We start from the raw sequence: 20,951 nt of genomic DNA on the forward strand, positions 1-20,951 counted from the left end.
GGGACAGGCAATGCATAATGACGTGAGTACAACCGCAACGACGGAGACGGCGCTGCCCGCGAACCCCAGCGCTGCCAGTTTTGATTGTCAGGATCTCGAGGTCACCCTGATGGGTGCAACGGGAGGTGCTGTGATCCTGCAGCATGTCAACCTGCGCGTCGAGCGCGGTGAGTTCGTGTCCATTCTCGGCACGTCCGGTTCCGGCAAGACCACCCTCCTCCGAGTTATCGGTGGTCTGCAGCAGGCGTCCGGAGGCACCGTGCTGTGCGGAGGCGCCCCGGTGACCGGTCCTCCCAAGGGGGTCGTGACCGTTTTCCAAAACTATACGGAGTCGCTCCTGCCCTGGCGTACCGTGCGGAGGAATGTCGGGTTGGGGATCGAACGGGACCTCTCCAAAGCGGAGTGCGCGACTCGGGTGGAGGAGACCCTGGCCATCGTCGGACTCGAGGCCTATGCCGATGAGTATCCGTCTCGGCTCTCTGGCGGTATGCAGCAGCGCGTACAGATTGCCAGGGCGTTGGCCATGCGGCCCTCCGTTCTGCTGATGGATGAGCCGTTTGGGGCGCTGGATGCGATGACTAAAGCGAGTCTGCAGGATCAGCTGCAGCAGGTTCAGGCTGTGACGAAGACAACCATCGTTTTCGTTACGCACGACGTCGAGGAAGCGGTCTACCTGAGCGACCGCGTCATCGTTCTGCAAGGCCGCCCCGCCCAGGTCGGTTTTGAACTCGCCATCGAGCTTGAGCGTCCCCGCCACCAAATCACCACCAAGGAGCATGCGGACTACCTCAAGGCCCGTCACCGCACGTACGAGGCTTTGGGGCACGGAGTCAGCAATGCGTAAACTGTTACGCCTCCGGATCAATTTTCTGGGTGCCGCAACGGGCGTACTGCTTCTGGTGTTGTGGGAGCTCGCCGTTCGCACGGGCATCCTGGATTTTGAATATCTACCCGGACCCACCGAGATTGCTGTCGGGCTGCGGGAAATAACGATCACGGGTGAGTTGCAAGGCAACTTGCTGCACACACTGACTGCATCTCTGACCGGCTGGGGCTTCGCGGCAGTCGTCGGCACTCTCTTTGGCGTGGTGCTTGGTCTGGTACAGCCAATTTGGCGGTATTCCATGGCGAGCTTCGAGGCGCTCCGTGCTCTTCCGATTGTCGCCTTTGTTCCGGTGGCGGTACTGCTCCTCGGGTTCACGATGCAGATGGAGATAACAGTCGCGTTCTATGCGGCAATTTGGCCGATTCTGCTCAGCACGCAAGCGGGCGTACGTAGTTTGGACCAGCAGCTCTCAGCAGTTGGGCATGTTCTCGGGCTGAACGCCCGAGAGCGACTGTGGAAGCTCGTGCTGCCTGCGAGCACGCCGTACATCATGGTCGGTCTGCGATTGGCCATGTCCGTTTCCCTGGTGCTGACCCTGGTCGCCGAGATGGTGGGGAATCCCGCAGGCCTGGGCTTCGCCTTGATTCAGAAAGGCCAGTCGTTGCGACCAGATGAAATGTTTGCCTACGTCTTCGTGATCGGTATGGCAGGAATCGTGCTGAACGCTGCGTTGGTTCTCTTTGCACGAGTGGCATTTCGTGGACAAATGATTGCGGCAGGTGAAACGGCATGAGCACTGTAAAAAATATGGCGATTCGAGTACCCGCGAAAGTAACGGGGCCATCGGTTCGCGCCGACTGGTCTGGCACGCCACTAAGAGGCTTTCTGCCACTGGTCGTGGCGCTCGGTGCCTGGCAAATTTTTGGCGATAAGGAATCGCCCTACTTTCCGCCGCCGAGCGAATGGGTCGCCGCCATCGTCCCGCTCGTCAAGGGCAATTTGCTCTTGCCCGCCCTGGGCTGGACCACGCTGACCTTCGTCTTGGGTTTGCTCATTGCCACGGTGGTCGGTGCGATTGTCGGCACACTGGTCGGATCGAACCGCTTCGCGGATCGTGCACTCGGCCCGACCTTGGAATTTCTTCGGATCCTTCCAGCCGCGTCCCTTGTTCCGCTCGCTGCCCTCATCCTGGGCTACACCATGGAAATGAAGCTCGCCGTGGTCGTGTTGCCGGCGATCTGGCCCATCTTGTTGACCTGCCGAACCGCTCGGCGGTCGATGAGCCCGGTGCGGTTAGACGTACCCCGCACCCTGGGACTCAGCCGGTGGGAGGGGCTTCGAAAAGTGACGATTCCATCGCTGGTTCGCCCAGTATTGCTCGGTGTGCGGGTATCGGCACCGCTGGCGCTCATCATTACCCTGCTCGTCGAGATCGTGACTCGGGTAAACGGGCTCGGCGGTCTGATGGGGTCAGCGCAGTCCAACTACTTCTCCGCCCAGGTCTATGGCCTGCTCATGATCGCCGGCGCGCTCGGGTTCGCCACCAATTGGCTCGTCACCAAGCTGGAGGCCGTTGTGGCCGCCCGTCTTGGCGGCAAAGCGAATTAGCTTGACTCCCTCGGCACAACGAGGCCCTTCCTCGCCTGCTCGTGCGGGCGCGGAAGGGCATCGTTGGTGCGAGTGTTCAGAGATGTTGCTCTAGGACTGGCTGAGGTCGTATTCCCGCGGGGAGGCGTCCATCGACGCAGCGTCATGGTGAATGGGCGCGTGGTGAATTGACGCAGAGAGCGACCGCAGTCGCTGGCCGCTCCCGCCGCACTGGGTCGCGATGATCTCAGCAGCAATTGAGACGGCGGTTTCTTCCGGGGTGCGAGCGCCCAGATCCAGCCCAATCGGCGAGGAGAGCCGCTGCAGGTCGCTCGGGCTCAGGCCGGCGTCACGCAGTTGCGCCAGGCGATCATCGTGCGTACGTCGGCTGCCCATGGCGCCGACGTAAGCAGCGGACGTTTTCAGTGCTGCGGTGAGTAGTGGCAGGTCAAATTTCGGGTCATGAGTCAATACACAGATGACCGTTCGTTCGTCAATGACGGCCCCGGCGAGAAACTGGTGCGGCCATTGCACAACAACATCATCGGCATCCGGAAAGCGGCGTTTGGTCGCGAAGACGGCACGTGCATCACAGAGCGTCACTCGGTAACCGAGAAACTTACCCATGCGTACGACAGCGCCGGCGAAATCGATGGCTCCGAAGACGTACATCTGGGGCGGAGGAGCAAAAGAAGCGATGAAGACCGTCACCTGATCCATTCGCTGTTCCCCGTTGCGTCCGACGTGCACCGAGCGGGTGCGACCGGCTTCTAACAGGCCACGAGCCTGCACGCCGGTTCTCTGGTCCAGACCGGCCGACCCGAGTGACCCGACCGAAGAATTGGCGAGAACGACGAGATGGCGACCGATGCCGGCGACTGCGTCAACGACCGTGGCAACGCTCACGGCGCGCCGCTCTGCAATCGCGTCGGCGAGCAGCGGAAATTCAGGATAGGTATGAGCGTTGACCAGCTCGACAAAGATTTCGATCTTCCCGCCACAGGTCAGTCCGACCGCGAATGCATCGCCGTCGGCAATGCCATAGACGTGTGAGGTGGGAACGCCCGACTGGAGAACGTCCTGGGCCAGCTCGTAGGCCGCACCCTCCACGCATCCGCCGGAGATGCTTCCGATCACTTCGCCCGTCGACGAAACGGCCATGGCGGCGCCGGGCGCCTTGGGTGACGATGCCCAGGTGTGGATGACGGTGACCAGCGCGAATGGAGTGTCCTCGTTGTACCAGGCCTGCAATTGGCCCACAATGTCTCTCATTGTTGACCAACCTCCGCATTGACCTGCATGCTGTACACAGTGTCCTCTAACGGAGAGTTTAGGTTGGCGCGAGTTTGGCGTCAAGTCCCGAACTCGGCCGCTATTCGCCGATCAACCGCAGACCGTTGTACCAGCAGACGGCGCGCAGCCAGTCGTCGTCGAGCCTGGGCTCCCGGTCGCGCAGGCGCTCGAGCGACTCGAGCTGGTGTGCATATGGGTACGGAATGTTGGGAAAGTCGCTGCCGAGCGCTACTCGCCAGGGCAGGTCGGCCAGCCGTGGCAGCAGGGCGGGGTCGAACGGTGCGAACTGCTCGAAGAAGCCGGTGAACACCATGGTGGTGTCCAGGTGCACCCAGGGGTAGCGTTCGGCGAGATCGAGAAACTCACCGTGTTCCGGGGCGCCGAGATGGGCGACGGCGGCTGTCAATAGCGGATGCCGCGCCAAAACTCCCGCAAGCTTGTCCGGCCCGGTGATCCCCGGCCGGGACACCGGCCCGCCGCCGACGTGGATCACGACCGGAATCACGGCGTCGGCGAGCAGTCCCCAGACTGGGTCGTGCACTGGTTCCCGCAGGTCGAATGCTCCGACCTGCGCGTGAATCTTGAACACCCGAGCGCCCCGATCGAGGGCGCATTACACCTGCTCGAGCACGCCCTCCTCCGGATAGAACGTGGCGCTCGGCACGCAATCGGCGTGTTCAGCGGCCAGATCGAGGGAGAAAGCGGTCAGGGAAGCCGCCCCTCCCGGGCGATGCGCGTAGGACAGCGCGGTGAAGCGCCGCATGCCCAGAGCAAGATCGCTGCGAGCACTGCCTTGCGCGATGCGGTCCAGAAGCTGCTGAAAGAGCAGTGGAGCCCACGCCAGATCAGCTACCAGCTGAGCATCGACTACCCCGGCCAGCCCGCGATGAACGTCGTTCACGAGAGCAACTACCAAGCACTGTATTCGCCGCAGAACCACGGCCTGACCCGGGTCATGACCCGTCACCTGCGCACGGGCCGGCGCGGACGACTGCCGCGGCGCAGCAGCACCGCGAGGCGCTCGAGATTCTCCGGCCCGCTCCTCGACGAACGGCCCGCCGAGGTCGATGACCGCGTCATTCCCGGGCATTGGGAATCTCACAGAAGCTTCTATATCTCGTCAACCCCCAATTTTGTGGCTGACGCGGTGTTGAGGTGCCGGTAGATGCTTCTGGCCAGGTAGCGTTTGAGGATGCGGCGGATCTCTCGGTCGGTCTTTCCCTCAGCGCGTCGGCGTTCGACGTAGTCGTGTGTTCCCGGGTCGTGGACCATTCGGACCATCGCGATGATGTTCAAGGCACGGTTGAGTTGGCGGTCTCCGCCACGGTTTAGTCGATGCCGTGTGGTGTTGCCTGATGATGCGGGAATTGGATTCACGCCGGCGATCGCGGCGAAAGCGGCTTCGCTCTTGACCCGGCCCGGGTGGGACCACGCGACGAGTGTTCTGGCTGCGGTGACGGGACCGATACCGGTTTTTTCCAGCAGCTCGGCTGCAGGGCTCGCTGCGACGAGGTCACTAATACGCGTCATGTTTTGGCCGAGCTCGGTGTCTAACTCGAGGATGCGTTTGGCTAGACGTATTGCTTCTGTGCGCGCGGTGGTCGCGGCGAGGGCTTCTTCTCGTGTGCGCCAGCGCGCGACCTCGGCGATCTTGCGTGCTCCGAGGGGACGTCGGGCGTCGATGCCGAGGTCGATAATCCGAAGTAATGCGGTGAGTGCGTTCACCGCGCGGGTGCGCTCAGCGGCGAGTCCATCGCGGGCAGTCAGGAGGATTTGCGCTGCTGCCCGCACGCCCTCATCCTGCCGCGGGGTGCGGAGTTGATTGACCGGTAAGGACAGCACAGCGGCGGCGATCCGACGTGCGTCGAGGGGGTCGGACTTCCCAATGCCGCGCCGGCCCGTCCGGCCCATGCGTGCGGCCTCAACAACACGGTAGCCGGTGTCCGCTACGTTGCGGGCCAGCTGGGCGCCGTAGCTCCCGGCTCCCTCGATCACCCAGAGCGCATCGGTGACGCCGCCAGAGCGACGCCCGGCCCAGTTGATTGCGCGGGATCGACCAGCGGCGGTATTGGGGAACGTTTCGGTTCCGAGGTGCTGACCTGCCGCCGTGAGGACAGCGTAGGTGTGGGTTCTGGCGTGCGTGTCCACACCGATAACGAACGGATGGGTGTGCGCAACTATGGTGTCCATAGTGTCCGGGTTCCTTTCTTGGAGATGGGCGATGATCCAGTCGCTGACGACCGGCGCCGATCCGGAGAGGAATCACTTCGGGGCATACCTGTGATGAGCCACGATCCGCACGGATCGGGCATGCTTCTTATTAAGCCACTGAGGTGGGCCGGGCCGGCGTCGGTCACCCACCACGGCCGGACAGTTCATAGGTAAGGCACCCGCGAGGGGCCAGTTTTGTCATGAGTCACGACCACGGCGGAGCGACCAACACCAACTCTGCCAGCCAGTCCCGGACCAGCCACCCCAAGACTCACAGTCTTTGTCAAGCGGCGAGTTGGTGTTCAGTTTCGTAGAGGGTGATCGCTAATAGGGGCTCGACGGGAACAAACTTTCTTGGTCGAACGTAACGTGGATGCCGAGACTTGATGCCGCATTCGGTGTGGCAGGCGGCGATGCCGATCGCGCAGGTCAGATAGGTTTGCCGCCTCCGGTTGGGGAGATGATGAGCAGGTTCGTCGGGTCTGCTCTCCACTCATGGCTGGCGTAGCGTTTCATCCGCATCGGGGCGGGAGCGCGCACCGGGCTGCTCGAAGCGGCCGCAGTCGGCACGATGCGGATGAAGCAGAAGATGGCTGAAGCGGTCGCGTTGGCCAAGATCTCCGGGCAGGCCGACGTCGACCAAGCGCTGGGCACGGCGGCCATCCACGGCCGCTTCGCGCACAAGGACCTCGCCTCTATCCTCAACGCCACCGGCCTACGCACCAGCACCCACACCGCCAGTGAGACCCGGTCTCTGACGCAGGGCACCAGTGGGTGGGCGGCGATCGGCCAGCCACCCGCCGCGGCTGTTGATGACGGTCCGGCTGCGGACGAGCAGGAGGAGTGCGCATGAGTGAGTATTTGCGAGTTCGGGGGCCGTTGAATATTGCCTTCGGGGGCCGCCGGTATTGCCTTTCGGTGCCGGGCTGCCGCGCGGTCAGGGGCCAGCGGCACCCGACCGCGCGAGCCTTTATACCTTGACCTGGCCGGCGGTGTGTTCTCGCATGTTGTGGCCGCCGGTCTCGACCCAGATGGCGTTGTGCACGATGCGGTCCATGATCGCGTCCGCGTGAACTCCGGAACCGAGGCGCTGATGCCAATCTTTCTGGGCGTACTGGGTGCAGAACACCGTTGATGCCTGGTCGTAGCGCCGCTCGAGGAGCACCAGGAGCATGCTCCTGGTGCTCTCGTCTGGTTCATCGAGGAGCCATTCATCGATGACTAGGAGCGAGAACGCGGCATACTTGTTCAGAAACTTCGTCGTCCCAGCGGGTTTGTCGCGGGCTAGCTGCCAGGCCTCTTCAAGCTCCGGCATACGAATATAGTGCGCCCGCACCCGGTGCAGGCACGCCGCCTTCGCCAGCGCGCAGCCCAGATACGACTTCCCCGACCCGGTGAATCCTTGGAACACAACGTTCTGTTGCCGGTCGATGAACGAGCAGGTGCCTAGCCCCGCGAGCATCGACCGGTCAAGGCCGCGCCGCCTCGACAAGGTCGAGGCGGCGCAGGTCAGCGTTTGGATAGCGCAGGTTCGCCCGGCGGATCGGCCAGGTAGCCGATCACGCGTTTGTTGATCGTGTTCCCCGCCGGTTCGACAGCCGTCTTGTCGCGGTTATCCCAAATTCGGGATAACCGCGAGTCGCATTTTAAGACTTTGAAGTACCGGCCCGCCATCAGCACGCCCGTGCCCGCGTTCTCACGACCGCGTATGCCGCGCACCCCGCACGCTTCGTACGGCAGCACCCGCAGCCATCCACGTTCCCCACGACGTCCTGGATCAACGAACCCGAAAAAGAAGGAACGAAGTCAATGGCCCCCTAAAGAAACTGACTCGTACAGGTTGACATCTTCCGCGGCAGTTGCCCCGATGATTGGGTTCGAAGAGGGAAAAAGAAAATCGAGCTGTGGCTTCACGTGCTCCACAAAGTTACGGATGCCGCGTGACGTCATGTCATGGTCCATGAAGCCCGCTTGCCCGTGAAGGATCAGATGACCGAAACCTCCGACTCGGCCATAAAATTGCTCGATCTGTGCCGTGACTGTGCTCGGGCTTCCTGCAAACATGATTCCGGACTCCAATAGCTGGTCCATGGTCATGCTAGCCAGATCAAATGCTGATTTTCCGCCTTGCAGTGTTGCCGCACGGACAAAATATGGCGTGTAGCCCGGCGGGAGAATGAACTGCGGCGGGACTTTGTTGGACCGCAGATACCACATCAGCTGTTCCGCACCCTCCATCCCTTCGTCGTCCGTACGCCCAACATAGGTCATAGCGCAATAAGCGAGTCGGTCCGTTGGGACCTCCCCTTTCCCGGTTTCCGCCCACCGTGTGCGGTAGGCATCAAACACCTTTTTGGTACCTTCGTACCCGGTTAGGAAGGTTGCCAATACATAATCGTTGTCCGCGATCTGGGGAACGGAAGTGGGCGACATGCCTGTGACCCAGATGGGAGGGTGTGGCTGCGTGTAGGGTCGCGGCCAGATATTTACCTGCCGGTGATGGAAGTGCTCGCCCTCCCAATTGAACGGCCCGTCGTGGTTTTCCCACGAGGCTTTGATCAGATCTATCGCTTCCCACATACGCTCATTCATGCGCACGGGGGAAGCGTTGGTGGCTGACAACTCGTAGGGAACTCCGCGGACAAAGCCTACTTCGAGGCGTCCCCGGCTCAGCAGATCGACCAGTGCCATTTCCTCTGCGACGCGAACCGGATCCTTCCTGTTGGACACCGGATTTCCAAGAATCAGAATTTTTGCATTCTTAGTGACCTGAGAAATCGCCGCCGCTACGACGGGGGCGGCGGCATCCATGCAGGTTGCCGTCCCATGGTGCTCGTTCACCATGATGTTGATGCCGGCTTCGTCCGCGACCTTCCAGTCTTCTATGTAACGCTCCCAGAGGTCGGCCGCTTTCTCCGGGTCCATGACCGAGTTTGGCATGGTGACCCGGACTGAATCGTAGGATCCTTCCGGGGGAAGATTAGGGTAAGGCGTCTCGCTGAAGTGCCAATATTCCATGTTTTCTATCCTTTGTTTGGACTCGTCTTAGCCGCGGACGAGTTCGGCGATGTCCGTGGGTCGGTCGATCTGGGCGCAGTGGCCGGCGTCGGGAACCAGCACGAGGGAGGATTTGGGAATGTAGTCCACGAAGGCTTGGGCATAGTCCGGCCCGACGATGCCGTCCTGCTCACCCCGGACAACGATGCAGGGAATCGAGATCCGGCTGAGCCAATACTTAAGGCGAGGATTGTGCATATAGGGCTCCCACGCATAGGTGGCCAGCGCTTCCTCGTTCCGTGAGAGAAGGAGCACATCGCTTAGATCGGCAGATTTCAAATCTCTAAGCGGATTCTTATCTGGAGCAGCGAATCGGGCGGCATCTACCAGCTCGCGAGCGGTGGCAAAGACATCCAGGATTTCCCTTTCGGTTGGAGCCCCGACCTTGATCCCAATGGGGTTGACCAGAGTCAGCTGCCCAAGGCGTGAACAGTCCCTGATTGCCAGTTCAGCGGCGACCCATGCCCCGAACTGCAGGCCCACAAGGTGGACATTCCTCAGGTTCAATTGATCAAGCAGATTGAGGTAGGTGTATGCGATGTCGTCCACGCCCCGGAACCACGTGGGCATAGGAGACAGGCCGAAGCCGGGGTGCGTTGGGACGTACACGGTGTGGTCGAGGGCCAGAGCCTGTATCAGCTCCTTATTTCCCTCTGATCCTTCCGCCCCATGAAGCAGTAGGATCGCCGGACCAGACCCAAACACCTTTAGATCTAGGACGATGCCAGGAGAGACGACCGTGCCGGTGTGATGGTCGACCAGTGTGAGTGTCGTGAGTGCGCTAGACATAGATTTTCCTTTGCAGGCTTAAGATTGATGCTGATATGGCGGGCCAGGTGCTCCGATGGGGCACCTCACGTCCGGATCGTTTAGGCGACGTGCGTCTTCACATTGGCCGAAAGTTCTTCCCGGTTTGTTTCGCGGAGGCGCAACACAAACAGGAGACTGATTGCGCCCGCAGCGGCTATATACCAGCCAGGCGCCAGATTGTTGCCCGTGCGTTCAACGAGCAGGGTGGCAATGAACGGGGCAGTGCCGCTGAAGAGCGCTGTACTCACTGCATATGCAATACCAAACCCGGACACGCGGACCTCCGTTGGGAACAGTTCGGCAAATGCCGCGGGGGTCACACCGCAGAAAATCGCTACCGGAACCCACATCACCATCTGGCCCACGTACACCGCCAGCATGGAACCGGTCAGGACGATCATCAAACCAGCCAGCGGGAGAACGATGGAGGACACACAAGCAAGAATGAGCAGAGGTTTGCGCCCGACGCGGTCCGAAAGCCATCCGAAAACAGGGATGAGCAGGGCGCCAAAAACTGTCACCACCACCACCGACAGAGTGGCTGGCACCGTCTCGATGTGAATCACCGTCCGTAGGTACGACAGCATGAACGACACAACCGTGTAGGTACTGATGGCAAAAGCTATGACGATGCCCATGACGATCAGCATGTTCTTTCCGTGGGATCGCACAATCGTCTTGAGAGGGAACTTTTCTACTGCATCTTTTTCTTGGAGGGCGTTGAATTCCGGCGTCTCGTTGATCTTCAGACGCATGTACGTGCCAAGGAGAAGGAGCGGGAAGCTAAGCAGGAACGGGATCCTCCAACCCCATGCAGCCATGTCGGCCGAGGACAGAATGACGCTGAAGACCAGCACAATGCTGCCCCCAATCGCCATCCCTAAGATGGAGGAGAAGTATGCTAGGGAACCGAAAAGTCCGCGTCGACCAGTCGGTGCGTACTCCACCAGGAAAGAGGTCGAAGTCCCGTATTCGCCCCCGACGGAAAATCCTTGGAAGAGCCTGGCCACAGTCAACAACACTGCGGCGAGCGTCCCCACCTGGGCATGCGTTGGAATGAGCCCCAGCGCGATGGTAGCAACGCCCATCACCGTCACAGACACGATGAGCGCTTTCTTGCGGCCGGTCCTGTCTGCTAGCCATCCGAAGAAGACGGCTCCAACGGGACGCATGATAAACCCAACCGCGAGCACAGCAAACGTTGAGAGTATGGACGTGAGTGGGTCCCTGCTGGGAAAGAACAACTGCGAAATAACCGGCGTTAAATAGGCATAGACAGCGAAGTCATACCATTCGAGAGTATTGCCTAGGGTGGCCGCGAGAATGGCGCGCTTGGAACTGCTGGCTGGGCGGGAGGGGGGCGGGATCACACCCACAAGGGTTTCCATGTTCATAAAGTCACCTTTTCTTCATTGAAAACGTACGGGGGACTGATTTGAGGGGGCATCGCGCGGAAAGGCTGCGCCGCCCTCTACGTTATGGATACGGAGGGACGTTGCCTGTGATTAGAGTCACTCGCGGTGGTAAGAATTGTTGAAGCGGGCTTTCTAAGCGTCAATCCACCTGTCGGGCCGCTGCCACTGGAGCCGCAGATGACGACGCGGCATCTGCGCGGAAGGCCCCGCCTACTGACCGCTCAGGCCTTCGGTCAGCTCCCTCTCGTCTTCTGCGGGCATCGGCCGGAGACGCCATAAGTTCAGCCCCCGTACTCCACTACTGCATCGTCTCACTGTCGGAGACGCGTCAATCCGTTCCATGACTCCTTCTGTGAACTAAATTGCGCCGACGACATCGATCGCAGCCGACGCCAACTTGGTCGATGGTGGTCGACTCGAGAACGTCAAATAGGGGGGGTCCTGAGATGGGCACCTTTGTCAGCGACGGTTGAAAACTAAGCCAGAATCGACGGTGAAAACTGAGCCACCCGAGCACGATTGATGGGTGATTACGGTGGAAGAGTGGGCTTTGGTTCGTCGCCTTCATGTGAATGAGGGTATGTCGCAGCGCGAGATCGCTAAGCGGTTGGGCATCGCGCGGAATTACGATCCGCGCGATGTTTCCGAAATTCGGGTTTTTAACCACGGCTTTCTGCGCATCGACGGCGTCTGGCGACTGAGCCCGAACTTCGACGTGAACCCGACCCGTGCCGGAAGCCGAGTCCGCTCACGCCGGATCAACGACCGGGATGATGCGTCCAACCGCGACGTATGTCTGCTAATTGAGGACCGAGATACTTACCGCCTCACGAAGCACGCCGCCGCGGAAGGGCTCTCCCGCGTGACCAGCGCCGTCGGAACATGGCGCGAAACAGCGCAAAAGCACAAAATCGGTACCGCTGAGATCAAGCACATGACCTCCGCGTTCAGGCGCTAAACGGAGGTCATGATGGATCTGGGTGTTAATAGCATTAATACAAATTAATGAAGATTCATAGGAGCGGTTGATGAAGTTATTAGCCACCGCGGTCGTTGATAACTTTATCAACCGGCCGCAGGCATGGCTCGTAAGTCTGCGTAGACAGTGCACTCGGCTGAAGGTGAGCATCGGTCCATTATTGTTTGACTGATGAGAACAGGCCGTCTCGCAAAGCCAAGGATAGAGTGCGCCCATGAGCACGCCACACTCGTGCCCCGATCCTAAAAGTGACACGGTGACCGTCATGAACAGCACACGCAAAGAGACCCTGCGCCCCGCTGGTGTGTTTCCGGGCACGGGAATTTTGCTTGCCCTGGACGTAGATGGCGTACTTAACACCATCGACATCGACCAATGGGAGCGTAATCGCAGGAGCGGGCAAACGCTCCAGAAGGCGATGCCGCCCGTGGCTGACGGATTCACGCGTCGTCACGTACGTACTGCTCACGGTGACAAGTACTGGGTCGACATCGACCCGAAAGTCATCGACGCCCTGGACGCGTTTATCACCTCCAACAACATCGAGCTCGGTTGGCTCACCACCTGGGGTCCGAACGTGCGTGCCTTCATTGAGCAGGCCCTCAACGGAATGCTATCCGGCGGATTCGTGCTGACCAAGAAGCCCTCGCGATCCCGCGGTGCTGTACCGGCCGAGTGGAAACGTGCAGCGCTCCGTGCGCGGCTCGAGAGCACCGGGCAGCCATGGATCTGGGTTGACGACGAGGAGATTGCGATTGGTCGCACTTCGTTGAACTTCAGCGACGACCCGATCTTCGCTGTGCCGCACTTGATGTTCGAGCCGGCACCCACGGTCGGGCTCACTGTGGACGACGTCGCGGCGATGGAGCGGTTCGCTGCTTCGCTGTGCGTCAATGTGGGCAAGCCCGGATTAGGCAACGGCGAAGTGTGCAGATTCGGCGCAACGTCGACCGAGATCCAGGCCCTCCTCGGCGAGCGTCTGCCCGCGTTCCACGTCTGGAGGAGGGAGCTAACCATGGGCGTGTGTCCGGAGCACGGCCCAGTGGTCTACCGGTCCGACCTGGAGCGGTTCCTCGCCGGACGCCCAGTACTCGACTGATACAGAGACCCGGCTGCGCGCCGACACCAGTGGTCGCCAATCATCCGCGGAACTGAAGCGTGTTCGCAGGTGTCTTTATGGTGGCTTTTCCGTAGAAAGTTAGTGGACATTGCGTATGTGCACGCGTAATCTTGATCTAGACGCCAGACGGAGATGAGGCTCGCAATGACCAACAAGACGCCAAACAAGACAGTTGTCAGTGCCCCCGCTCGGAATACCAGCCGATATGCAACCCGCGACGCCGCAGTGAACGTCGCCGTGAACGGTGCACCCAACGGTGCGCGGAACGCCGCCTACCAGCGAACGATTCGGCTCGACATCCGAGAGATCACTAGGCGACTGAACGCTGCCCTGGGTGGGACGCTCGTCGCTGTGCTCGCTGGCTCGAAGGATACCAAGGCCTCGCACAAATGGGCCAAAGAGGGCGGACCTCAGCCGCGACCAGAGGCAATAAAGCGACTCGCTTTTGCCTACGAGCAGTGGCAGAAGGTCGCCGAGGCTGAGGGCGAGCACGTCGCACGCGTGTGGTTCATCGGCGCCAACCCGTGGCTTGACTATGACACTCCGGCGAATGCGATCAGGGAAGACCGCCTCAAAGAGGTCAGCCGAGCCGCCCAGGCACTGATCGACGATGCGTTCAGCGGGTGACGGAGCGAATCTGCGCGAAGACCGGGTTCGCGCCAGAACATCGAACGGCCCGCGATCGAAGCTCGGCTCGCAGACGCACGGGCGCATGTCGCTCGAAGAATTCATCGAAAAGTCGAAAGATCTCCGATGCCGGCTGGCATCGCTGAGGGAGCTAATCACCACTATTCTCGCTTTAATTGGTGTTTAGTAATGACAAGCACCATCTAGGTGCTGTAAAATTGTGGTTATGAGCGCTGAAATCACCAACACAGCCTGGCCTCCACACGACGTTGAGACTTTGCCCTGGCGTCAGCAGGTACGCGCCGGCACGCGTGAAGACCGGGTACTGAGTTCGGTCGACGCGACAATTCCGCCACTGATCCAGACGCTCGACTACATGCCGCCCCTGGCAGTGTTACTGGAAACAGAGAAAGCCCTTCTCGCCGTCGCGCAGGCTGATACTGACGCGGAAGGCCATTCCGCGGCGCTGAGCCGTTTCATGGTGCGTTCGGAATCTGTGGCTTCCTCGAAGATCGAGCACATCTCTGCCTCGGCGCTGGACTACGCCCAAGCGGTTGCGGGCAACCGAGGCAATGCCTCTGCGATGAGCATGGTCGCCGCCTCGGCTGCGTTGCACGAACTCATCACCACCGTCGAGCAGCACGGCCGTTTTGAGCTGGAGCACATCACGAGCGCGCACCGCGCGCTGATGCTTGATGACCCCGATGAAGCGAGCTACGCAGGACGTCTGCGGGACATGCAGAACTGGATCGGCGGAAGCGACTACTCACCCCGAGGTGCTCTTCACGTGCCGCCGGCGCCTGCGCGAGTAGCTGAGCTGATGACGGACCTGGTGGCGTACCTCAACCGCGACGACGTCCCAGTGATGGTGCAGGCCGCGATCGGCCACGCCCAGTTTGAGTCGATCCACGCCTTCACCGACGGCAACGGTCGCATCGGACGTGCGCTGGTATCCGCTGTGCTGCGTCGCCGTGGTGTCACCCGTAACGCCGTTGTGCCTCTGGCCAGTGGTCTCCTCGCCCGCCGCGACGACTATTTTGCATCGCTCGGCGCCTACCGCCGCGGCGATCCCGGGCCGCTAATTAGCTTGTTCGCGCACTCAGCCCGTGCTGCCGCCGAGTGCTCGCGCGGCACCATCGCTCGCCTGAAGGCCATGCCCGATCTGTGGGCAGCAGAGCTGCGCCCTCGCGCCGGATCCGCGGCCGCCGCACTGATTCAGGCGTTCTATGACCACCCGGTGATGAGTGCAGCCGAGATCGAGACACGGTCCGGGTCCGTGGCTTCCCAGGCCTACCGGGCCATCGACCAGCTCACCCGAGCTGGGTACATCCAGGAAATCACCGGCCGCAAAAAGAACCGTGTGTGGGCCGCGTCAGAGGCGCTGGCCGAGCTAGATGATCTTGATCGGCGCATCCAGGCTGCGATGGCTTGAGATCGAGCTTCGAGAACGTAGCGCGCACCGAGGTTTTGACTAACGATTTCGATCTCCGGCTTGCACGCGAGGAAGACATCTAGCCGGTTACGAGCTCGCTGTCTTGGCGAGAAGAGAAACTACTTCGCGGCAGGTGTCTGAGAAAGCTTGACGATCCACTTTGGCGTCGCCACGCCGCCGCGGCGGTCTGCGTTCACTCGAACACGCGCGGCTACGGCCTGAGCTTTCGGGCTAGGTCGGCTGTCGCTCTGACGTTGCTGAATCTCGTTGATCGTCATGGTGTGCCTCCTGTTCCTGTACTTATTATGCGCGCGAGAGCCTGAAAATAAGGGGGACCGGACGTAAATTCCCACTAACGCTCTCTGACCCCTTATTTTCAGCTCAGCCTCACCTCACTTCAAGGCACGTGCGGCTGGGGACCCCGGATGTCAGCGCCACAGACCTGATGCGTGTCACCCCAACACGCGTCCCACGCAACGTTCCGAGGGCGCGAACGTCCTAAACCAAGCGCGACACGAGCGTTGCGTTCAACTCAGGAAGCGGGCCCCGCGAAGAACGCGCTGGTCTGAGCGATGCTCGAGGCGACGACCCAGGCTCCGCCGGGAATGTCGGCAGTGGGTACCTGGGCACAACCAATAAATCCAGCCTGAGCCCCGCCGTACATCACGCCGACGTTGTACAACTCACCGGGATCGGGCAGCACCGCCGAGCAAGTGAAGCTGTCATACGTGTTACCTGACGTGGTGACGTACGAGATGTCGAAGGAGGCTGCCGGGTCAGCGCCATCTACTACGGCTGCGACGTCATCGACCTGCACCGTCACAGGGACGGTGATGTAGCCGTTTCCCTCCGCCGGAGCCTCGTTGTACTCATTGAAGGCCAAGATCTCAGGCCAAGCGTCGATGTCCGTCTCGCCGACGCTAAACGTCCATACCGAGTCGGAGGAGTGCTTCCCCGCGGTGCCCGTCGGGAACGGGTTGGTGCGGGTGCCGAGCTTGGCCGCGGTCGCTTCCTCGGTGGCCGCGGCGGACGGCTCAGCGCTGACTTTAGGCTCAATCTTGCCTTCGACGGGGCCGGCGCAACCGCTCAGAAGAAGCGCAGAGCAAATGGCAGCAGTGAACAGAGCGGACGCGGGAGTGCGCACGGGGATTCCTTTCGATCGGGACGAGGGTCGCGAACCTCGGCTCGAGATTGAATCCAATCGCGTACCGGACACCGCCCCGAGTGCCCGTAATCTATGGCGACTCCCCAAGTCTGACGCCAGCTTACAGTTCGCGTTTCGCTCTGGACTTCCACCGCCAGATGTAGAGCGGTGGCAAAACGGTGACGTCGACCTGACAGCGCCTGCTCCATCGGGTCAGTACAGCAATTCCACGCGTGGCTACCCCGTTTTCTGCGCAGCTCCATCTCACTTCAAGGGTCTGGTTTTTTACCCCCGATAATCGCACTTATGCGGACTATCGGCACTAAGTTTCTGGTGCGTGCTGCTGAGGCTCGTTCCTGCCGGCTCGTTCGATTTGCTTTTGGTCGCGGCTCGAGGAGGCGCGTTGCGACGCCAGCTTCCTCCCACGCTCCAGGTTCCGTTGACGGGCGGCATCGGGGGTTCAGGAGTCACCTCTCGCAGGGGACTGCATCACCGATCAACGGCGAGCGGGCGGAAGTGTGTGTGCGTCGGCCACGAGAAGGGACTGGGCTGAGCCAAATCGTGAATGAGGACTCAGCTGTACGACCTTGAATCCAAGGACTGCGTAGGTTGTTACGATTCGGCTATGTCACATCCTCGATTCGAATTCGCCCTAGGGCAGCTCAGGGCCGAGCATTGGCGTCTATTTGAGAGGCTCGCGTCGGAATTCCTCGTTGACGAGTTCCCATCATTGAGGACGACGGCTAGTCCGAGTGGCGATGGTGGACGCGACGGCGAGGTGTTTCAAGTAGATGAAGATCCGAGAACCGGATTTCAGTATTCGGTCACGGTCGATTGGCGACCCAAAATAAGGGCGACAATTCGGACGCTCCAGGTCACGTTCCCTAAGTTGCGCCGGTTGATCTACTGCACGAGTCAAGAAATTGGCGCACAAGCAGACGACCTTCGAACGGAAGCTTGGAATGACTTTGGAGTTCAACTCGATGTCCGAGATCGGAATTGGTTTATCGAACGCGCGGCAACGAGTGTTCAGCGTGCCACTGCAAGCGAAGAACTCGCTGTTGCCATAGCGGACCCGCTCCTGCAGGAGCGAAAGCTCGTTAAGGTCATCGCCACGCCTCTCTCGAATGAGGAAAGCCGAGTCGCTCTTCTGCAGTTGGCGCTCAATGCGCGGGACCGCGAAACAGACCGTGGAATAACCAAGACCTCGTTTGAGTCGCTGGTGAAGGCGGCCCTTGTCGGTACGTCCGCTGAGGACATGCGCACTTTAGGGGAAGTTCAGTCTGTAGTTTGTTCGTACCTTCCGGGCGCAAATGCGGCGCAGGTCGACGCGCTCACTCTCAGCGCCCTGAATCGAATGGTGGTAAAGCGTGGGCCAGTCAAGCAAAGGACGGATACGAAGTCCTACCACCTGAGTTTCGAGGAGGCACAGCAGTGGAAGGAGAGCGCAGCGGCGTACCTATTGGATCAATGCGAAGTTGAGGCTGATCTTGCTGCCGGAGCTTACGGTCTCGACACGGTTTTGGATCAGAACTATGAGCTGTTACGAGCAGAGGCAGTGCTCCTTCGACAGGCTCTGGAGAGCCTCTTATTGCAGCGTGGCGAAGCCTTTGTGGACGCCGTCCACGGCAATAGCGAGCCGACGACCAGCCTTTCTGAGCTTTCTGAGCTGGTAGCAGCGCTCGACTTGCCTTTGCGGCTTTCCAGCGATTCGGCCGCACAGGCTATTGGCAACGTGTTGGCTGGCCCCTCAGACCGGACCAAGAATCACCTCACCCGGGTTCTGGATGCCTACACCCTCTTCGCTTTTCTTCAGCAAACCCCAGACGTTCAAAAGACGCTTTCTCGAGTCTTTAGCGGAGGCGAGATATGGCTCGATACAACGGCAATTCTTCCCCTCCTCGGAGAGATGCTGATCGAGGAGCCCTCGAAACGAAACTTCACCAATCTTCTTGGGGCTGCGCGGGAGTCTGGAATTTCGTTGGCGGTCACCGATGGAGTGATTGAGGAGATCGAGGCGCACCTTGAGAACTCGTTACTGTACATCCGCATGGCCGGCGAATGGCGCACTCGCATTCCTTTCGTATACAGCGCCTACATGCTGTCAGGCAGAGCAGAGGGAAGCTTTCCCGCCTGGGTTTCCGATATCAAAGGGACCGACGAGCCGATGCTGGACGTTGAGCTGTTTCTTGGGCATCACTTCGGGATTGAAAAGCGAAACTTGTCATATCTCGCAGACGCAGCCGACACGGAACTCCGCGGCGCCGTCCAAGAACTTTGGCGTCAATCAGCGCGACGCAATAGGAGAGGGGCATCGGACTCTTCGACGCATCGCTTGATCAGTCACGACGTCGAGAACGTGGTTGGGGTGATAGAACATCGAAAGGGTTCACCCGCTTCGCCGCTTGGATACAGTGCCTGGTGGCTCACACTTGACGGCAGAGCCTTCAAGCTGAAGGAATGGCTCTTGGATCAATTGGGTAAGAACGCTCCGGCCAGCCCCGTCATGAGCCCCGACTATCTTGCGCAGATCCTGCGTCTTGGGCCACTGCGGCGAGAATTGGGCGTACGTGACATCACGACGATGCCACTGACGATGAGCATCCGAATGTTCGAAGACGTGCCGCCGGAACTGATTGGAATCGCAAAGGCGACCCGAGAGAAGTTCCTAGGCTTTGATGAACTTCGTATCCAGCGCGAGGTCCGTGACGCCCTAAATCGGAGCCGAACACCATTGGGCAAGGAGAGTGATTATGCCTCTGTGCTAGAGGCCGAGATCGCTGACTCGCTTCAGCCCTCATAGCGGAACCGGGACGATGGGCGCGGAGGTCTTCTTTCTGCTTTAAGACTCGTCTGGGCACTCGAAGTAGGTGTGGCCATTTAGTGGACCTTCAACAACTCCTCACGATTCCAGGTAGCAGACCCCGTTCAATCAGGTTGATGGTCGCCTGATCTTGAGCGAGGACAATACGAGCGATGTTCTCCGCCAGATTGTCTTGTTGCACGCTGGTGAGCTTGTCCCAACATGGCCGCTGCCCACGAGTCGCAGCCGACTGCTGATCTGCCAGGCACCGAGCTGTCTCGTCGACGAGATTCACTCGAATCGCGGGCCACTCGTCGCGCCAGTTTGCTGAACTCATTAACGTCCTCTTTCCCCGGATAAGCTGCGTGACCGTTCACAGGCAGGAACTCCGCGATGTCCAATTTTATTCAGCGAGGCATTCGATTAGTAGTCCACTCATATCTGAGCACAATCGAGCTGAGGTGAAGCTGGTCATGCTCGGGAGACGCGCCCCCATGCCGAGAACAGTCACCCGAATAATGCTTGACTATGCCCATGCGAACTTCACGAGTTGGTACTTCACGAGGTGGGCGTCCGTCAAAAGGCCAGCGCGTGCTACTCGGCACGCGCGCTCTGACTCCGCTCGCGGACGCAGCACGTAACCGAGCAGATGAACTTGGCATGACTATGAGCGACTACCTCGTGTCGCTGATCGCTAAGGACATCAATCGGCCGCAATTCGAGTGAATCTCGTCTACGAGCGGAACTGAGGACGGGCCACGTCTTCATTTGGCCGGCGTGCAACGAATGAAATTGCTCGGGAAATAAGTCAAATTTCGCTTCTCTTGAGCGCAACGCCAGCACTTCCGTTCCAGTTCGTGGATGTCAGCTGCCCAGAGCCGACCCCGCAGCGCTCTGCTCGTCCTCGACCTCGACGAGCTCCGAGCGGAGGCGCTGCAACCTCTTCCGCTCTGCAGCGTTGTGCGGGCTCAGTATCGGGGACGCTGCGGGAGGCGCCTCTACGCCGGTAATGGCCTCGCCGAGTGTCTCTGACTCCGGTCTGTCCTCGGAAACCTCCTCGGGCTCGTGGGTGTTCATGGCGGCTTCCCGGGTCTCCTGGGCGCGCTTCCGGAGCTCGGCGAGCGAAACCCCAAACAGTGGCTTCCCCTGCGGCCGGCGCTCGGGCGGTGTTTGGAGAGCTGCTTCTACCTGGCGCGCCTGCTGTTCGCGATCGACAGGCTTTGGCGCCTCTTTGTTCCGGAGATGCTCAGTGATTCTCTTGTCGCTCCCGGCCTTAGCCGGCGCGATGGCCTCTTCCGGCGCTGCCCCTATCCGATCCCTCGACGTCCGCTTCACCGCAGGAGATGGCTGCTGCGACTCAGAGGCAACCACTGGCTGAGCCTGCGCCTTGGCGTCGGGAGAGGAGGTCGCTGTGTTCTGTGCCTGCTGCGCCTTCCGTATCGCCTCTTTCTCGCGGGTCGCATTCGCCAGGCGCGCCAGCTCGGTGAAGTCACCAAGGCGATCGGCCTCGGTCGCCGCGTCGAAGTCTTCGAATATCGCGGGGAAGAAGTCGGCCGCCGCCTGGTCCTCGGCCTGCGCTGCGCGCTCCGCGCGGGCGAGCCGCTCGACGACGGCCCGAGCATCGGCGAGCTCCTGAGCAGTCGGCAC

Annotated in this window: 19 protein-coding genes and 2 pseudogenes; 9 read left to right on the forward strand and 12 right to left on the reverse strand. The window is 60.5% G+C overall.

What is annotated here, in order from left to right:
• Positions 1-22 precede the first annotated feature (22 nt).
• The 3 genes from E3T43_RS08535 to E3T43_RS08545 are packed head-to-tail and all read left to right on the forward strand — an operon-like array spanning position 23 to position 2,434.
• Complete coding sequence (locus E3T43_RS08535) at positions 23-844, forward strand: ABC transporter ATP-binding protein (RefSeq protein ID WP_198414336.1); 822 nt, start codon at positions 23-25, stop codon at positions 842-844.
• On the forward strand, positions 837-1,619 hold the full coding sequence (locus E3T43_RS08540) for an ABC transporter permease (RefSeq protein WP_166791277.1): 783 nt from the start codon (positions 837-839) through the stop codon (positions 1,617-1,619). The genes E3T43_RS08535 and E3T43_RS08540 overlap by 8 nt, the downstream gene beginning before the upstream one ends.
• Positions 1,616-2,434 carry an ABC transporter permease gene (locus E3T43_RS08545; RefSeq protein ID WP_134472097.1) on the forward strand — a complete coding sequence of 273 codons (819 nt, stop codon included), beginning with the start codon at positions 1,616-1,618 and terminating at the stop codon, positions 2,432-2,434. The genes E3T43_RS08540 and E3T43_RS08545 overlap by 4 nt, the downstream gene beginning before the upstream one ends.
• Positions 2,435-2,524: 90 nt before the next feature.
• Here E3T43_RS08545 and E3T43_RS08550 read toward each other — a convergent pair whose 3' ends face one another.
• The 4 genes and pseudogenes from E3T43_RS08550 to E3T43_RS08560 form a co-directional block, all read right to left on the reverse strand.
• Positions 2,525-3,685 (reverse strand): XdhC/CoxI family protein, encoded by a 1,161-nt coding sequence (locus E3T43_RS08550; RefSeq protein ID WP_134472098.1) that lies wholly within the window; start codon positions 3,683-3,685, stop codon positions 2,525-2,527.
• Between the two features lie 100 nt (positions 3,686-3,785).
• Positions 3,786-4,298 (reverse strand): annotated as a pseudogene (locus E3T43_RS08555) (amidohydrolase family protein); the annotation flags it as partial.
• A 21-nt stretch (positions 4,299-4,319) separates the two neighbouring features.
• Positions 4,320-4,796 (reverse strand): hypothetical protein, encoded by a 477-nt coding sequence (locus tag E3T43_RS19715; RefSeq protein ID WP_198414338.1) that lies wholly within the window; start codon positions 4,794-4,796, stop codon positions 4,320-4,322.
• 20 nt (positions 4,797-4,816) lie between these two features.
• The gene (locus E3T43_RS08560; RefSeq protein ID WP_134472099.1) at positions 4,817-5,896 is read right to left on the reverse strand and encodes an IS110 family transposase; all 1,080 of its coding nucleotides are present in this window, start codon (positions 5,894-5,896) and stop codon (positions 4,817-4,819) included.
• Positions 5,897-6,428: 532 nt separating this feature from the next.
• On the opposite strand from E3T43_RS08560, the pseudogene E3T43_RS08570 reads away from it, so the two are divergent.
• Positions 6,429-6,770 (forward strand): annotated as a pseudogene (locus E3T43_RS08570) (IS21 family transposase); the annotation flags it as partial.
• Between the two features lie 117 nt (positions 6,771-6,887).
• Here E3T43_RS08570 and E3T43_RS08575 read toward each other — a convergent pair.
• The 5 genes from E3T43_RS08575 to E3T43_RS08595 form a co-directional block, all read right to left on the reverse strand.
• Positions 6,888-7,379: an ATP-binding protein gene (locus E3T43_RS08575; protein WP_304999000.1), complete on the reverse strand. Its 492-nt coding sequence runs from the start codon at positions 7,377-7,379 to the stop codon at positions 6,888-6,890.
• 47 nt (positions 7,380-7,426) lie between these two features.
• Positions 7,427-7,660: a hypothetical protein gene (locus tag E3T43_RS08580; protein ID WP_134472102.1), complete on the reverse strand. Its 234-nt coding sequence runs from the start codon at positions 7,658-7,660 to the stop codon at positions 7,427-7,429.
• Between the two features lie 63 nt (positions 7,661-7,723).
• Positions 7,724-8,935, reverse strand: coding sequence for an LLM class flavin-dependent oxidoreductase (locus tag E3T43_RS08585; RefSeq protein ID WP_134472104.1), 1,212 nt, complete (start codon positions 8,933-8,935; stop codon positions 7,724-7,726).
• Between the two features lie 27 nt (positions 8,936-8,962).
• Positions 8,963-9,763, reverse strand: coding sequence for an alpha/beta fold hydrolase (locus E3T43_RS08590; RefSeq protein WP_134472106.1), 801 nt, complete (start codon positions 9,761-9,763; stop codon positions 8,963-8,965).
• 80 nt (positions 9,764-9,843) lie between these two features.
• The gene (locus E3T43_RS08595) at positions 9,844-11,178 is read right to left on the reverse strand and encodes an MFS transporter (RefSeq protein ID WP_198414339.1); all 1,335 of its coding nucleotides are present in this window, start codon (positions 11,176-11,178) and stop codon (positions 9,844-9,846) included.
• Between the two features lie 547 nt (positions 11,179-11,725).
• Here E3T43_RS08595 and E3T43_RS08600 point away from each other — a divergent pair.
• The 4 genes from E3T43_RS08600 (at position 11,726) to E3T43_RS08615 (ending at position 15,357) form a co-directional block, all read left to right on the forward strand.
• Entirely contained in the window at positions 11,726-12,157 is a 432-nt protein-coding gene (locus tag E3T43_RS08600; RefSeq protein ID WP_134472107.1) for a hypothetical protein, read from the forward strand.
• A gap of 286 nt (positions 12,158-12,443) precedes the next feature.
• Positions 12,444-13,277 (forward strand): HAD domain-containing protein, encoded by an 834-nt coding sequence (locus tag E3T43_RS08605; protein WP_134472109.1) that lies wholly within the window; start codon positions 12,444-12,446, stop codon positions 13,275-13,277.
• Between the two features lie 165 nt (positions 13,278-13,442).
• The gene (locus E3T43_RS08610; protein WP_370449915.1) at positions 13,443-13,925 is read left to right on the forward strand and encodes a hypothetical protein; all 483 of its coding nucleotides are present in this window, start codon (positions 13,443-13,445) and stop codon (positions 13,923-13,925) included.
• A 277-nt stretch (positions 13,926-14,202) separates the two neighbouring features.
• On the forward strand, positions 14,203-15,357 hold the full coding sequence (locus tag E3T43_RS08615) for a Fic family protein (protein ID WP_241978883.1): 1,155 nt from the start codon (positions 14,203-14,205) through the stop codon (positions 15,355-15,357).
• A 119-nt stretch (positions 15,358-15,476) separates the two neighbouring features.
• Here the strand turns inward: E3T43_RS08615 and E3T43_RS18735 are convergent, their stop codons facing one another.
• Positions 15,477-15,635, reverse strand: coding sequence for a hypothetical protein (locus E3T43_RS18735; protein ID WP_166791278.1), 159 nt, complete (start codon positions 15,633-15,635; stop codon positions 15,477-15,479).
• Between the two features lie 254 nt (positions 15,636-15,889).
• On the reverse strand, positions 15,890-16,501 hold the full coding sequence (locus E3T43_RS08620) for a hypothetical protein (RefSeq protein ID WP_134472112.1): 612 nt from the start codon (positions 16,499-16,501) through the stop codon (positions 15,890-15,892).
• A gap of 625 nt (positions 16,502-17,126) precedes the next feature.
• Here E3T43_RS08620 and E3T43_RS08625 point away from each other — a divergent pair.
• Complete coding sequence (locus tag E3T43_RS08625) at positions 17,127-19,304, forward strand: hypothetical protein (protein ID WP_134472114.1); 2,178 nt, start codon at positions 17,127-17,129, stop codon at positions 19,302-19,304.
• 864 nt (positions 19,305-20,168) lie between these two features.
• Here E3T43_RS08625 and E3T43_RS08630 read toward each other — a convergent pair.
• On the reverse strand, positions 20,169-20,951 hold the full coding sequence (locus E3T43_RS08630) for a hypothetical protein (protein WP_134472116.1): 783 nt from the start codon (positions 20,949-20,951) through the stop codon (positions 20,169-20,171).

Origin of the sequence: Cryobacterium sp. Hh7 (assembly GCF_004403155.1) — a bacterium.
Lineage (GTDB): Bacteria > Actinomycetota > Actinomycetes > Actinomycetales > Microbacteriaceae > Cryobacterium > Cryobacterium levicorallinum.